The 13,735-nt window shown below is 60.5% G+C and carries 13 protein-coding genes; 3 read left to right on the forward strand and 10 right to left on the reverse strand.

Annotated elements, in window-relative coordinates; all coding sequences use genetic code 11:
* Nucleotides 1-2: 2 nt before the first annotated feature.
* The 4 genes from edd to ACR3E2_RS08490 form a co-directional block, all read right to left on the reverse strand.
* A complete protein-coding gene (gene edd, locus ACR3E2_RS08475) occupies nt 3-1,808 on the reverse strand; it encodes a phosphogluconate dehydratase (protein ID WP_480484395.1) in 1,806 nt (601 codons plus the stop codon).
* A 2-nt stretch (nt 1,809-1,810) separates the two neighbouring features.
* Nucleotides 1,811-3,256, reverse strand: a complete 1,446-nt coding sequence (gene zwf / locus ACR3E2_RS08480; RefSeq protein WP_480484394.1) for a glucose-6-phosphate dehydrogenase — start codon at nt 3,254-3,256, stop codon at nt 1,811-1,813.
* A gap of 149 nt (nt 3,257-3,405) precedes the next feature.
* The gene (ptsP, locus tag ACR3E2_RS08485) at nt 3,406-5,649 is read right to left on the reverse strand and encodes a phosphoenolpyruvate--protein phosphotransferase (RefSeq protein ID WP_209505648.1); all 2,244 of its coding nucleotides are present in this window, start codon (nt 5,647-5,649) and stop codon (nt 3,406-3,408) included.
* A 46-nt stretch (nt 5,650-5,695) separates the two neighbouring features.
* Nucleotides 5,696-6,934, reverse strand: coding sequence for an aspartate kinase (locus ACR3E2_RS08490; RefSeq protein ID WP_209505646.1), 1,239 nt, complete (start codon nt 6,932-6,934; stop codon nt 5,696-5,698).
* A 165-nt stretch (nt 6,935-7,099) separates the two neighbouring features.
* On the opposite strand from ACR3E2_RS08490, the gene ACR3E2_RS08495 reads away from it, so the two are divergent.
* Nucleotides 7,100-7,456 carry a hypothetical protein gene (locus ACR3E2_RS08495; RefSeq protein ID WP_480484393.1) on the forward strand — a complete coding sequence of 119 codons (357 nt, stop codon included), beginning with the start codon at nt 7,100-7,102 and terminating at the stop codon, nt 7,454-7,456.
* On the opposite strand, the gene ACR3E2_RS08500 is transcribed toward ACR3E2_RS08495, so the two are convergent.
* The 5 genes from ACR3E2_RS08500 to ACR3E2_RS08520 all read right to left on the reverse strand — a co-directional run bounded on the left by ACR3E2_RS08500 (nt 7,450) and on the right by ACR3E2_RS08520 (nt 10,512).
* Nucleotides 7,450-8,088, reverse strand: a complete 639-nt coding sequence (locus ACR3E2_RS08500) for an SDR family oxidoreductase (RefSeq protein ID WP_480484392.1) — start codon at nt 8,086-8,088, stop codon at nt 7,450-7,452. The genes ACR3E2_RS08495 and ACR3E2_RS08500 overlap by 7 nt on opposite strands.
* Before the next feature lie 3 nt (nt 8,089-8,091).
* Entirely contained in the window at nt 8,092-8,547 is a 456-nt protein-coding gene (locus ACR3E2_RS08505) for a DUF1178 family protein (RefSeq protein WP_480484414.1), read from the reverse strand.
* 72 nt (nt 8,548-8,619) lie between these two features.
* Nucleotides 8,620-9,081: an NUDIX hydrolase gene (locus ACR3E2_RS08510; RefSeq protein ID WP_480484391.1), complete on the reverse strand. Its 462-nt coding sequence runs from the start codon at nt 9,079-9,081 to the stop codon at nt 8,620-8,622.
* A 140-nt stretch (nt 9,082-9,221) separates the two neighbouring features.
* Nucleotides 9,222-9,965, reverse strand: a complete 744-nt coding sequence (locus ACR3E2_RS08515) for an EcsC family protein (RefSeq protein WP_480484390.1) — start codon at nt 9,963-9,965, stop codon at nt 9,222-9,224.
* Nucleotides 9,966-10,017: 52 nt separating this feature from the next.
* Entirely contained in the window at nt 10,018-10,512 is a 495-nt protein-coding gene (locus ACR3E2_RS08520) for a GNAT family N-acetyltransferase (protein ID WP_267363076.1), read from the reverse strand.
* Between the two features lie 72 nt (nt 10,513-10,584).
* Between ACR3E2_RS08520 and ACR3E2_RS08525 the strand changes: the two genes are divergently transcribed.
* On the forward strand, nt 10,585-11,190 hold the full coding sequence (locus ACR3E2_RS08525) for a flavin reductase family protein (protein ID WP_480484413.1): 606 nt from the start codon (nt 10,585-10,587) through the stop codon (nt 11,188-11,190).
* A 135-nt stretch (nt 11,191-11,325) separates the two neighbouring features.
* On the opposite strand, the gene ACR3E2_RS08530 is transcribed toward ACR3E2_RS08525, so the two are convergent.
* Nucleotides 11,326-12,960 (reverse strand): SulP family inorganic anion transporter, encoded by a 1,635-nt coding sequence (locus tag ACR3E2_RS08530; RefSeq protein ID WP_480484389.1) that lies wholly within the window; start codon nt 12,958-12,960, stop codon nt 11,326-11,328.
* A 165-nt stretch (nt 12,961-13,125) separates the two neighbouring features.
* On the opposite strand from ACR3E2_RS08530, the gene ACR3E2_RS08535 reads away from it, so the two are divergent.
* Entirely contained in the window at nt 13,126-13,686 is a 561-nt protein-coding gene (locus ACR3E2_RS08535; protein WP_480484388.1) for an invasion associated locus B family protein, read from the forward strand.
* Nucleotides 13,687-13,735: the final 49 nt, after the last annotated feature.

Here is a 13,735-nt window from a genome sequence, read left to right on the forward strand (position 1 = left end):
GGTTAAACTCCGAAAATGCTGGCACCGGTGTCGGCCGAGCCGACATTCTGGCGGAACGCGCCAAAAAGATCGCGCCCTGTACCGTGTTGATTGGCGGACAGGTCGGCGGTGACGGGCGCGCGGTCCAGAACGCCCTCAGTGAGGATTTCCAGATCACCCCTGACCGCGTCAACGCGCAGGATGTCACCATCCTGAAGGTATGCAATGGGGCCGCGGTCGAGCGCCTCGGGGACGACATGGATGGCGGCGGGCACCTTGCCGGATGCGCCAGACATGCGGCCATCGGTGACCAGCGCCACTTTCTGCCCCCGGCCCTGCAGGATCGACAGCATGGGCGTCAGCGAGTGCAGTTCCGGCATCCCGTTGGCCTTGGGGCCCTGGAAGCGCACGACGACGATGACGTCACCGGTGAACTCGCCAGCCTTGAAGGCTGCCTTGACCGCGTCCTGGTCGTGGAAAACGCGGACCGGAGCCTCGACCACCTGATGTTCTGGCGCGACGGCCGAGACCTTCATGACGGCTGTGCCCAGATTGCCGGTCAGGCGCGACAGGCCGCCGGTGGGCTGGAACGGATCGCGGGCGGGGCGGACGATCTTGTCATTCAGGCTGTGGCCTGTACCGTCTTGCCAGGTCAGCTCACCATTGATCAGCTTGGGTTCGCGCGTGTAATTGTGCAGGCCCTGCCCGGCGACGGTCAGAGTATCGGGGTGCAGCAAACCTTCTTCGAGCAACGTGCCAATGGTGAACCCAAGTCCGCCTGCGGCGTGGAAGTGATTCACGTCGGCCAGACCGTTGGGATAGACCCGCGCGACCAGCGGGACCACGGCGGAGATATCGGAAAAATCCTGCCAGTCCAGAACGATACCACCAGCGCGCGCCATGGCAATCAGGTGGATCAGCAGATTGGTCGAGCCTCCGGTCGCCATCAGGCCGACGATACCGTTCACAAAGGCCCGTTCGTCGAGCACCTGATAAACCGGGGTATAGCTGTTTCCCAGCGCGCTGAGCGACAGGGCGCGGCGCGCGCCCTCCTGTGTCAGCGCGTCGCGCAAGGGCGTGTTGGGATTGACGAAGCTGGAGCCCGGCAGGTGCAGGCCCATGAACTCCATCAGCATCTGGTTGGTGTTGGCGGTGCCGTAGAAAGTGCAGGTGCCGGGGCCGTGATAGGCGGCCATTTCGGCGGCCATCAGTTCGTCGCGCCCGACCTCTCCGGCAGCGAATTTCTGGCGGACCTTGGCCTTTTCGTCATTGGGCAGGCCACTGGTCATTGGCCCTGCGGGCAGGAACACCGCAGGCAGATGCCCGAACGCCTGCGCACCGATGATCAGGCCGGGGACAATCTTGTCGCAGACGCCGAGGAAGACAGCCGCGTCATAGGTGTTGTGGCTGAGTGCTACGCCAGTTGCCAATGCGATCACGTCGCGTGAAAACAGCGACAATTCCATCCCTGCTTCGCCCTGGGTGACACCGTCGCACATGGCTGGCACGCCACCCGCGACCTGTGCGGTGCCTCCGGCAGCGCGGATCGCATCGCGGATCAGGGCGGGGTACCGTTCAAAGGGCTGATGGGCGGACAGCATGTCGTTATAGGCTGTGACGATGCCCAGATTGCCCGCCGTACCAGTGGCCATGGATTGCTGGTCTTCACCCGCACCCGCATAGGCATGGGCCTGACCACTGCAGGACAGGTGCGCACGGGCGGGACCCTTGGATCTGGCCTGTTCCATCCGGTCGATGTGGGGGCCGCGCAGATCGGCGCTGCGATCGATGATCCGTTTGGTGACGTCGGAAATGACAGAGTGAACCATGATTACCCTCCGATCTGACGCCAGCGACGCCCATCGCGATGCATCAGCATCAGTGCTTCTTCGGGGCCTGAACTGCCCTGATCGTACTTGGCGGGTTTGTCCCCGCGCTGTTCCCAGCCGTGAATGATGGGATCGACCCAGGCCCAGGCGGCCTCGGCCTCGTCCCCACGCATGAACAGGGTCTGATCGCCCCGGATGACATCCATGATCAGGCGTTCATATGCGTCCGGGGATTGCGAGTCATCACCCAGCGCGTCGGCAAAACTCATGTCCAGAGCGACATCGGACAGGCGGAAGCCGCCCTGCCCCGGTTCCTTTATCGTCGTGCGCAGGGTGATGCCTTCGTCAGGTTGCAGGCGGATCACCAGAACGTTGCCATGCAACGGGCCGACATTTGGAAAGATCGTGTGTGGCGGGTCGCGAAAGAACACCGCGATTTCAGAGGCACGGGCGCGCAGGCGTTTGCCTGTGCGCAGGTAGAACGGCACCCCAGCCCAGCGCCAGTTGCCGATATGGACCTTGAGCGCAATAAAGCTTTCGGTGCGGCTGGCCGGGTTGCCAACGTGATCAAGGTATCCGTCACCGCCCTTGCCCGTGCGATACTGACCACGGGCGATATCCCTGGGCTCGACCGGTTCCAGCGCCTCGATCACCTTGACCTTCTCGTCACGCACCGCATTGGGAGAGAACTTTGACGGAGGTTCCATCGCGGTCAGGCACAGCAATTGCACCAGATGGTTCTGGATCATGTCCCGCATCGCGCCGGATTGATCGTAATAGGCCCCGCGCCCCTCGACCCCGACGGTTTCCGCCACGGTGATCTGCACATGGTCGACATGGGTCGAGTTCCAAAGCGGCTCGAACAGGGAATTCGCAAAGCGCAGCGCCATCAGGTTCTGCACGGTTTCCTTGCCCAGATAATGGTCGATCCGGTAAATCTGGTGTTCCTTGAAACACGCCCGCAAGCCTTCGTTCAGCGCTTTGGCCGAGGCCAGGTCATGGCCGAAAGGCTTTTCGACAACGATGCGGCTGTCCGGCGTGGCCAGACCGGCGTCATGCAGGCGCTGCGCAATGCCCGAAAACAGGCTGGGACCCACTGACAGGTAAAAGGCCCGCACCACGTCGGGGCGCAGCACCTTGGACAGATCGGACCATCCGGCATCGCCCAGCGCATCCACCGGCACGTATTCAACATGGGACAGGAACCGGTCCAGCGTTTCCTTTTTGAACTTCGGTGCGAATTCCTGCATCGATGCGCGGACCTGATCGCGAAACTCGTCGCTGTCGATATCCGAGCGCGCCGTGCCGATGATCCGCGCCCCATCGGGCATCTGGCCGACCTCGAACCGATGGTACAAGCCCGGCAAGATCTTACGTTGCGCCAGATCCCCGGTCGCGCCGAATAACACAAGATCGAACGGCTCTACCGGAATTACGCGTGAAACCATCACAGGCTCCTTCTCGAGTTTGCCGATATCAGTTCAGCACGGCATGAAACGGCTCTGCGGCACACTGTTACCGCTAACATTGCCTGCGTGATAAAAAGCCTGCGCGGAAAAATCAAGCATAGTTTCCCCAAAAAGCGAGGTTTTGCGGGCTATACCTGACTGCGCAGCCATTCCATCACGGCCGGGCGCACGGATTGTTCGCCACGATGGCGTGCGTCCGCGATGATTTTGCGCACCTCCATCAGGTCGCACCGCAGCAACAGGCTTTTGACCGGACCAATCGACGCCGGGCGCATCGACAGGGTGCGAATTCCCATGGCCGCAAGGCACAGCGCTTCAACCGGGCGGCCCGCATCCTCGCCACAGAAACTGAGCGGGGTGTCCGAAAGACCGCAACGTTCGACAATGCGTTCCATCAGGCTCAGGAAACTGACATTCAGCGTGTCATAGCGCCGGCGGACCAGTTCATTTTCGCGGTCAGCGGCAAAAAAGAACTGCTTGAGGTCGTTCCCGCCGATCGAGATGAAATCGACCTCGTCAAAGAACTTTTGCGGGGCAAAGGCCAGCGACGGGGTTTCCAGCATCGCGCCGACTTCAAGCGTTTCGGGCAGAACGTGGCCCAGTCGCTTTTCGCGTTCGATGGTTTTGTTTACCTCCCAGCGGGCTTCGCGATACTCCTCGGCCTGCGCGACAAAGGGGAACATGATGGTCAGCGGGCGACCATTGGCAGCGCGCAGAAGGGCCTGCAACTGCATCCGCATCACGCCGCGTTTGTCCAGACCGACACGAATGGCGCGCCAACCCAGGGCCGGGTTGGGTTCGGCCACGTGTTTCATATAGGGCAGCACCTTGTCCGACCCGATATCCAGTGTGCGGAACACCACCCTTTTGTCGCCTGCCGCATCCAGTACCCGCTGATACTGGGTGACAAGCTCGGACCGTTTGGGCATCTGATTGCGGATCAGGAATTGCAGCTCGGTTCGGAACAGGCCAACACCTTCGGCACCTGATGTTCCCAGCGACGGCAGGTCGGCCATAAGGCCTGCGTTCATCACCAGATTGATGCGCGTCCCGTCGCGTGTGATACAGGGCGTTTCGCGGATCGAGGCATAGCGTTCCTGCGCTTTGGCCTGCATCGCGATCTTGTCGCGGAAGGCGCCGACCACGCTGTCTTCGGGGCGCAGGTGAACAACGCCCTGATCGCCATCAACCAGCACGTGGTCGCCATTCAGCGCTTCGGTCGTGATGCGGCCCACATGGACCACCAGAGGGATCGCCAGCGCTCGGGCCACAATGGTGGCGTGACTGCCGACTGAACCCTCTTCGAGGATGATCCCCTTCAGCGCCCGCCCGTATTCCAGCAGGTCGCCGGGGCCGATATTGCGTGCGACCAGAATCGGGTCGGGTGGCAGATCGGCGCTGTCGGTTTTTCCCTGCCCGGTCAGAATGCGCAACAAACGGTTGCTGAGATCGTCAAGATCCGCCAGCCGTTCGCGCAGGTAGGGATCAGACACCTGCCCCATCCGGGCGCGCGCCTGGGATTGTTCTTTCTCGACCGCGGCTTCGGCACTGAGCCCCAGAGCAATGTCCTCTTCCATCCGGCGCATCCAGCCTTTGGAATTGGCAAACATCCGGTAGGCTTCCAGCACCTTGAGCTGTTCGGTGTCACCATCCCGGGAAATCTCGAGCATCTTGTCGACGCCGACGCGCAGCTCTTCCACCGCCTCATTCAGTCGTTCGCGTTCCCGGTGCGGGTCTTCGGCGATCGGATTGGTGACAACCACGCGGGGTTCATGCAGCCAGACATGGCCTTCGGCAGAACCTTCCTGCGCCGGGCCGCCGCGCAATAGGACCGATTGCTGGTGCCGTGGCGACAGGGCCGCGCCTTCGCCGACAAAGGCGCCCAGTTCGGCCATTTCGGCCAGCACCATGGCCACCACTTCCAGCGCATAGATCTCGTCGGCGGAAAACTCACGCGCTTTGCGGGACTGGACAACCAAAACACCCAGTTTTTCCCCAAGGCGCTGCACCGGCACGCCGAGAAAGGACGAAAACCGCTCTTCCCCGGTTTCCGGCATATACCGGAACCCTTTTTCAGACGGCGCGTCCGGGGTGTTGACCACCTTGCCGGTCTTGGCGACCCGGCCCACCAGCCCCTCGCCCATGCGCATCCGGGTCTGGTGTACCGACTCAGGCGCAAGTCCCTGGGTCGCGCAGAGTTCCAGGGTCTCATCATCGCGGAACAGATAGATCGAGCACACTTCGCTGCGCATGCTGTCAGCGATCAGATGGGTGATCTGATCAAGACGCTCCTGCCCAGCGGCTTCGCTGGCCATCGCCTCGCGCAACCGCCCCAGCAGCTTGCGGGATTCTGTTTCCGTGCCGTCTGCCATGGCCCAACCAATTCAGTGCGTCAGGCGAAACCCTTGGCCGATCAGCTCAGGCCGCCTTGTCCAGTTCAAAGGCATCATGCAGTGCCTGAACGGCAAGTTCCATGTATTTCCTGTCGATAAGAACGGAAATTTTGATCTCGGAGGTTGTGATGACCTTGATGTTGATCCCCTCATCCGAGAGTATCTTGAACATTTTGGCCGCGACACCCGATTGCGAGCGCATACCGATTCCCACCACCGAAACTTTGCAGACACCGGTATCAGCGACCAGTTCGGCATAATTGAGCTCGCCCTTGTCCTTGATCGCCATCAGCGCTTTTTCGGCGCGGACCACCTGATCGGTGGGGCATGAGAAGGTCATGTCCGTGCGCCCCTCATCCGAGATGTTCTGCACGATCATGTCGACATTGACGCCCTCATCGCTGAGCGCGGTGAAGATGGTCGAGGCGATACCGGGACGGTCCGCCACCGAAACGACGGTCATCTTGGCCTCGTCACGGGAATAGGCCACACCGGCCACAACATTGGATTCCATGATATCCTCCTCGTCAACGACCAGCGTACCGGCCTCGTCGGATTGTTCTTCGAAACTTGAAAGAACGCGCAGTTTCACCTTGTAGCGCATTGCCAGTTCGACCGAGCGGGTCTGTAGCACCTTGGCGCCCAGCGACGCCAGTTCGAGCATTTCCTCGAACGAGATCCTATGCAGCTTGCGCGCCTTTTCGCAGATGCGCGGATCGGTGGTATAGACGCCATCCACGTCGGTATAGATATCGCAGCGTTCCGCACCAAACGCGGCGGCAAAAGCCACGGCAGTGGTGTCCGAGCCACCCCGGCCCAGCGTGGTGATGCGGCCTTCGGGGCTGAGCCCCTGAAACCCGGCTACAACGGCCACTTTCATGCCTTCGTCAAATTTCTGGGTGATGTTCGTGGTCGGGATGTCTTCGATCCGCGCCTGGCTGTGCGCACTGGTTGTCAGCAACGGCACTTGCCAGCCCTGCCAGCTGCGTGCAGGAACATCCATTTCCTGCAATGTCAGCGCCATCAGGCCAGCGGTGACGTTTTCACCCGAAGATACAACAGCATCGTATTCGCGTGCATCAAACAGCGGCGAGGTCTCGTTCACCCAGCCCACCAGCTCGTTGGTCTTGCCCGACATGGCCGAAACGATGACAATCACGTCATAGCCCTTGGCAACTTCGACGCCAACACGCTTGGCTGCGCGGCGGATGCGGTCCAGGTTGGCAACCGAAGTGCCGCCGAATTTCATAACGAGTACGGGCATGGGGGCAAAAGTCTCCGCGCCTTGGATTAGAGGTCCCGAGCCTCATAAGCGAGGGGCACCCCAAGAGCAAGAGCGCAAACAGGACCCGCCTGTGGCACAGGGCCGCTTTACATTGCGCAGGTGCAGTGTCAGCCTGCGAGTAACAACCAAATCAAGAGGTTCCCCATGTTTCGCCTAGCCCTTGCCGTTACTTTGTTGTCGTCGCCTGCATTGGCGCAGGTTGCCAGTGTGGCAGGCACGGACGGAAAGAATGCACTGGGCAAGGTGCCCTGCGCCGCAAATGCCGGTGACCCGATGCAAAGCTGCAATGCAGAGCTGCGCCACCATGACGACGGCACCACGACGCTGGCCGTGGCTTTGGGTGATGGCAAGGTGCGCAACATCTATTTCAAGGATGGTGCGCCTGAGTCCAGCAGCTCGACCTCGAAGATGACATATGAAACGCTGGGTGACCTGCTTGTGGTCTATATTGAACCCGGTGAGGTCTATGAGATTCCCAAAGCGGCGCTGACCCGTCAGTAAACGTGCGCCTGACCGTCATAGGTTTCGAAACAGCCGGTTGAGCTGATCGACAGGGCCTCAAAGCGTTCCATCAGGCCGGAGGCGGCCTGATCGACATCAATATCAGCAGCGCCACCGCCCATGTCGGTTTGCACCCAGCCCGGATGATAGATGCCCACGGCGATCCCGTCGGCTTTCAGATCCGTCGCCAGGTTTCGCCCCAGATTCAGCGCCGCCGCTTTGGAGGCGCGGTAGATATAGCTGCCCCCCGGCGCCCGCGTATGGGACGCCATCTGCGACGAGATGATCGCGACCTTGCCGCCTGCGGCGCGCAGATTGGGCAACAAGGCCTGAACGGTCAGGAAAACGCCGGTCACGTTGGTGGCAAAGCTTTGCGCCCACAAATCAGCGGGGTAGTCGTTGATCGTGTGTCCCTTGTCCAGATAGACCCCGGCATTGCAGATCAGAAGATCAACGGGCTGGTCTTTCAACTGTTCGGCCATTGCCGCCTGTTGCGCAGGGTCCGCCACGTCCAGACGCACCTGCGCGCTGCCATCGCGCGCGGTTCCGGTGACCACGTCACCACGGTTGTCGTAGCGCGTGGCAAGGGCACGACCGATACCGCGATTGGCACCGGTGATCACGACATGCATGGATCAGTTGGTCTTTCTGCTGGGCAGAAACGGCAGTGGTGCCACCGGCACACCATCTTCGATCAGCGATTTCGCCTCATCCGGTCTGGCTTCACCATAGATCGAACGCTCTGGCGCCTCTCCCAGATGCATCTTGCGCGCCTCGCTTGCAAAATCCTTGCCAACGTAGTCCGAGTTCTTTTCGACATGGCGGCGCAACTCGGCCAGAACTTTCTCGATCTCGGGCGAAGGGGTGGCGACGTTGATCTGTTCATTGGATGCAGGCGCGATTTCGGGCTTTCCCTGCGCATTCCGGGCCGGTCGGACACGCGGTGTCATGATCGCCTTCGCAACCTGCGTACATCCGCAGATCGCGCAGGTCACCATCTTGGCAGAGGCCAGCTTGTCAAAGGCTTCTGCGGATTGAAACCAGCTGTCGAATGTGTGGCCTTCACTGCATTTCAACGCGTATTGAATCATGTTCATTCCAAAATTGCGATTGGCGAATAGATACCGACCAGACTGACAATATCAAGCCTCTCTGGTACTATCTTAATGTGTATGGGTCTTAAAGTCGCGTAACAATTCGGCAAGCTCGGGTGATCTGACCTTTTGGGCCGCGTTTTCAGGTGCAAACCACTTGCGCCTGCGCTCGTGCTTTTCGGGGAAGTCCTGCGACATTACCTGTACATGCAGCGCAAAAACATCGACCAGAATCAAGGTCGGGGGCTGATTTGGGCGGTGCTTGAGGTGCAGAAACTGCCCCAGCCCCGCTTTGCTGCATCGCCCCGTCACGCCCGCTTCTTCCCAGGCTTCCTGCACTGCGGTTTCCGATGGGGTCAGGCCGGGGATGAGCCACCCTTTGGGGACAATCCACCGCTGGGCCCGGCGTGTCGTGATCAGCAACACCTCTGGATGGCCACGCCGTATCCGGTAACACAGGGCAGAGGATTGCCGCAAAACAGGGTGTTCCGCAGTCTCAGCCAATTCACGCAGTACCGGTCTTGCATTCATTGCGCGACGCACCTTTTGCTCGGGCAAAGGACCCGTTGGCGTTATAGGCCCGCAGGACACGCCTATTTAGCGCCCTTCCCTTGAAAAACTACCATATGAAGTGGTGTCCGCCAAGTCCGGCGTGATGGCGCATTTGTTGATCACATACGGGCTGACAGCTGTTTCACCAGCTCGTCATGCGGGATATCGGCATCAACCGCCAATCTTCGCAGGCCGAAATGCACGCGCGCGATTTGCTGGTAATAGCGCGAATAGACATAGTTCGTTCCACCACCGGCCAACGCGCCGAGCACCGGGACGGACTGTGCCGCCAGTTTTTGCCCCAGCACGATTGAAAAGCGTGGTGCCACTGCAGCAATCAGACGCTGCATGGCCGGACCCGTCAGTGTCAGGCGCACCGAGAAAAAGCCAAGATCCGCACCGTCATCATGCGACAGCGGGCCCGATGCGGACAAAACCCGCACACAGTCGAACTTTACGTTCTCGGCGGACGGGTCGAAACCTTCGCGCGCGGCGGCCCCCTGAATGGCGCGCAACAGCATGGCGGTTGTTGCAGGCAGCTCCATCAGGGCTGTTGATACACCGCCCAGCCCGCCGGCCGCGCCCATGGCCGTGGCAAGCGCGGTATTGACCCAGGGCTGCTGATCAGGGATCGCACGCCGGGACCCCTGAGCCGCGTGCATCGCAAGCCACAGCGCCTGCTCGGTAGCCCCTGTCAGGCCGTTCCGAACCGGATCGGGCAATTGCTCGAGCAGGGACTCGGCTGATCCGCCCAGCTTGTTCAGCAGTTTGACACCAGCCCCTCCGGCAGATCGGTAATAACCCGCCAAACGATCCAGTTCAGCGTCGGCATCCACGTTTTCGACAAGAACCACGTTCTGCATGTGCGTCCTCCTGCCTATCAACATCGGCGTTAAGCCACGCCGATTCAATAGGTCAGCGGGTCCAGCGGGTGACAGCCCCCTGAACTCCGGACCAGACACCAGGCATCAGTTCCAGCCCCAAAACCCGGTCCGGGTTGGTGGGCGGCGGCATCTCGACACCTTGCAGCCGCGCAAAACCAAATCGCCTGTAATAGGGTTCGTCACCGACCAGCATGACCCGCTGCCACCCGCGCTTACGCCCGGCTTCGACACCGGCATGGATCAGATAACCGCCCAGACCCTCGCCCTGGTGGGTTGGGTGTACGGCAACCGGGCCTAGCAGCAATGCGTCGTGTTCACCGACATGGACCGGCCAGAAGCGGATCGCCCCGGCCAGAATGCCCTGACCGTCGCGCGCGACCAGTGACAGGTCAGAAACCGGCGGCACATCATCGCGCAACCGGTAGGACGACAACGCCTCACGGCCCGGCGCAAAGCACAGGTCATAGAGGGCTTCGACCTCCCACCAATCGTCCGGCTCTTCTGGCCTGATCCCGAATTGCTGCACACCCGCCCTCGTTTCCTTGCTGGAAATCGCCCTAGCACTTCGCTACGCCTTGGGCAAACGCTTGGAGATATGATGTTCTACCGCCCCGAAGACGGCCACGGCCTGCCGCACAACCCGTTCAACGCCATTATCACGCCACGCCCGATCGGCTGGATATCGACCCGTGATGCGGATGGGATCAACAATCTGGCACCCTATTCCTTTTTCAACGGGGTTGCTTACACACCGCCGCAAGTAATGTTTGCCACAACCGGCACGAAACACGATCAGATCGGCGGCAAGGACAGTATCGCCAATATCGAGGCGACAGGTGTATTCTGCGTGAATGTCGTGGCCCTTGCGCATCAGGATGCGATGAACGCCAGCTCGGCCAGCCTTCCCAAGGAGGTGGACGAGTTTGCCCATGCCGGATTAACCCCGGTCGAATGTGAAACCATACCCTGCGCCCGCGTACAAGGCGCCCCGGCAGCACTGGAATGCAAGTTGACCCAGATCGTCACTCTGCCGGGCGCGGCCAACCGCGTCGTGTTCGGCGAAGTAACAGGCGTGCATCTGCTCGACGACCACATCCGAGAGGGCAAGTTCGACGTAACCTCGTTCAAACCTCTGGCGCGGCTTGGGTACCGGGACTATTCGGTCGTGTCCGAGCTGTTCTCGCTCAGTCGCCCGGATGATTGAGGTTGTCGGGGGCTCTGCCCCCACCACCCGTTCCGGGCGGCTCCCCCGGGATATTTTTTGGCGAGATGAAGCAGGGATCCTTCATTCATCTGGCTTCAAATATCCCGGAGCGCGAGGCAGAGCCTCGCAAAAGGATCAGTGGCCGCCCAGAATGCCGGTACGGACCGAGTAATCGACCGCAAGTTCATAATCCGGGTCATCATCACTGTCGACCATCAGGTGGCCTGCCTTGTTCAGCAGCTTGTGGCAATCCCGGCTCAGGTGGCGCAGCATGACGCGTTTACCTGCTGCCTCGTATTTGGCCGCAATGTTTTCGATGGCTTGCAATGCCGACTGGTCCACCACACGGCTTTCAGCGAAATCGACGATGACGGTTTCCGGGTCATTCGGCACATCGAAGAGTTCGATAAAGCCATCCGATGACCCAAAGAACAGCGGCCCCTGGATTTCATAGACCTTAGCCCCTTTTTCGGTCGCCGAGTCGCGGGTGACTGCGTGGATGCGCTTGGCGTTGTTCCACGCATAGGCCAGAGCCGAGACAATGACGCCGACAACAACGGCGACCGCGAGGTCTTCCATCACTGTCACCACAGTGACCAGAACGATGACAAAGGCGTCGGTCAGTGGAACCTTGCGCAGGATCTTGAACGAGTTCCACGCAAAGGTGCCGATCACCACCATGAACATCACCCCGACCAGCGCGGCCAGCGGGATCTGCTCGATCAGCGGTGAGGCAAACAGGATGAAGGTCAGCAAAAACAGCGCCGCGGCGATCCCGGCGATACGGGTCCGGCCACCGGATTTCACGTTGATCATCGACTGACCGATCATCGCGCAGCCACCCATGCCACCAAAAAAGCCGGTCACGATATTCGACGCACCCTGCGCGATACATTCCTGAGACGCCCCGCCGCGCTTGCCGGTAATCTCGCCCACAAGGTTCAGGGTCAGAAGGGATTCGATCAGGCCAATTGCGGCCAGAATGACGGCGTAGGGCAGGATGATCTCAAGCGTGCCCCAGTTCAGAGGAACCATGGGGATGTGGAAGGCAGGCAGACCACCTTCGATCGAGGCCAGATCACCGACGCGCGGAACATCCAGACCCAGACCGATCACCAGCGCAGCGACAACCAGAATACCGGCCAGAGGCGCAGGAATGATGCGCGTGATGCGCGGCACCACCCAGATCACCGCCATGGTCAGTGCCACAAGGCCCAGCATGGTGTATAGCTGCGCACCCGAGAGCCATTCTCCACCGCCCATGCCGTGACCGGTGTTTTCCATGGTACCCGGCACCTTGAACTGGCCCATCTGGGCCAGAAAGATCACGATGGCCAGGCCATTCACAAAACCCAGCATCACCGGGTGCGGCACCAGTCGGATGAAGCGGCCCCAGTGCATCGCCCCGGCGATAACCTGGAGGATCCCCATCAGCACCACCGTCGCGAACAGGTATTCGACACCATGTTCGGCCACCAAAGCCACCATGACGACCGCCAGCGCGCCCGTCGCTCCCGAGATCATGCCAGGTCGCCCGCCGATCAGCGCGGTGATGAGCCCCACAAGGAAAGCGGCATAAAGGCCCACCAGCGGGTGCACGCCTGCCACAAAGGCAAAGGCCACGGCCTCGGGCACCAGTGCGAGGGCCACGGTCAGGCCGGACAGCAGCTCGATCCGCAGGCGAGAGAAGGTCAGCCCCTCATCCGGCACCCAGCGCAGATCGGGTATGGCGATACGGTTGGCAAAACTTGCCAGCAAGGCTCGGGGCATTGGACAGTCCTAAAGGATTTTATGTTCGCGCGAAGGGGTCGTTGTAGCGGGCGCGCCGCTGTTAAGCCACCGCAGGAGGTGGGATGCAGCCATGCGCACAGCGCATAACTCGCCTCTCGGCAACGTGATTTGCGGCACCCGGATCAAGCACCCAAATGTGAGTTCATGCGTTGGATTGCCCTTATATTTCTATCGGCCCTGCCCGCCTTTGCACAGGACTTGCAAGGGAATGACACGGCTGGAAACTGGCGTGTCACGCACCATGAAATTTTCGGCATCTGGAATTCGATTTGTGACGAGCGTGAGGAAGCCGGTACTTTGGTGAAGCGCTGCTACATAAGGCGCGCCGAGGTGTTTTCCTTGCGTCCGAAATTTGCGGCGCAATTCATGTTCATCACACCTGAACCAGATGGTTTCAAAATCGAGTTCGGGATTGAGCCCGGCACCTTCTTCAGCCCTTCTGGATTCCGCATAGAGAAAGATCAGGATGTGATCTGGCGCACGCGGCGCCCCGGGTGCCTGACAGGGTTAAGCTGCACATTCGAGGATCATCGCGCCGACAGCCTGCTGGATGCCATGCTGAACGGGGATGCGTATCGTTTTGAGTTTCGTGACAGGCATGGTCAATCGCAGGACCTGACGTGGCCGCTGGATGAGTTTGGAGCCGCGTGGGCGGATTTCAATACGCAATCTCAACAGCGTAACCTGCTGGCGAAACAGGAATAGACCTCTTGTCAATTTCGGGCCGAACCCGCACAAATTCAATATCAGTATT

The sequence above is a fragment of the Ruegeria sp. AL7 genome, from assembly GCF_056536105.1.

Bases quoted from the DNA above. Each gene is read 5' to 3' on its own strand.
- ACR3E2_RS08525 (WP_480484413.1), top strand. From the start codon at position 10,585: ATGTTCTACCGCCCCGAAGACGGCCACGGCCTGCCGCACAACCCGTTC.
- ACR3E2_RS08515 (WP_480484390.1), bottom strand. From the start codon at position 9,965: ATGCAGAACGTGGTTCTTGTCGAAAACGTGGATGCCGACGCTGAACTG.
- edd (WP_480484395.1), bottom strand. From the start codon at position 1,808: ATGGTTCACTCTGTCATTTCCGACGTCACCAAACGGATCATCGATCGC.
- ACR3E2_RS08535 (WP_480484388.1), top strand. From the start codon at position 13,126: ATGCGTTGGATTGCCCTTATATTTCTATCGGCCCTGCCCGCCTTTGCA.
- ACR3E2_RS08495 (WP_480484393.1), top strand. From the start codon at position 7,100: ATGTTTCGCCTAGCCCTTGCCGTTACTTTGTTGTCGTCGCCTGCATTG.
- ACR3E2_RS08505 (WP_480484414.1), bottom strand. From the start codon at position 8,547: ATGATTCAATACGCGTTGAAATGCAGTGAAGGCCACACATTCGACAGC.
- zwf (WP_480484394.1), bottom strand. From the start codon at position 3,256: ATGGTTTCACGCGTAATTCCGGTAGAGCCGTTCGATCTTGTGTTATTC.
- ACR3E2_RS08530 (WP_480484389.1), bottom strand. From the start codon at position 12,960: ATGCCCCGAGCCTTGCTGGCAAGTTTTGCCAACCGTATCGCCATACCC.
- ptsP (WP_209505648.1), bottom strand. From the start codon at position 5,649: ATGGCAGACGGCACGGAAACAGAATCCCGCAAGCTGCTGGGGCGGTTG.
- ACR3E2_RS08510 (WP_480484391.1), bottom strand. From the start codon at position 9,081: ATGAATGCAAGACCGGTACTGCGTGAATTGGCTGAGACTGCGGAACAC.
- ACR3E2_RS08500 (WP_480484392.1), bottom strand. From the start codon at position 8,088: ATGCATGTCGTGATCACCGGTGCCAATCGCGGTATCGGTCGTGCCCTT.
- ACR3E2_RS08490 (WP_209505646.1), bottom strand. From the start codon at position 6,934: ATGCCCGTACTCGTTATGAAATTCGGCGGCACTTCGGTTGCCAACCTG.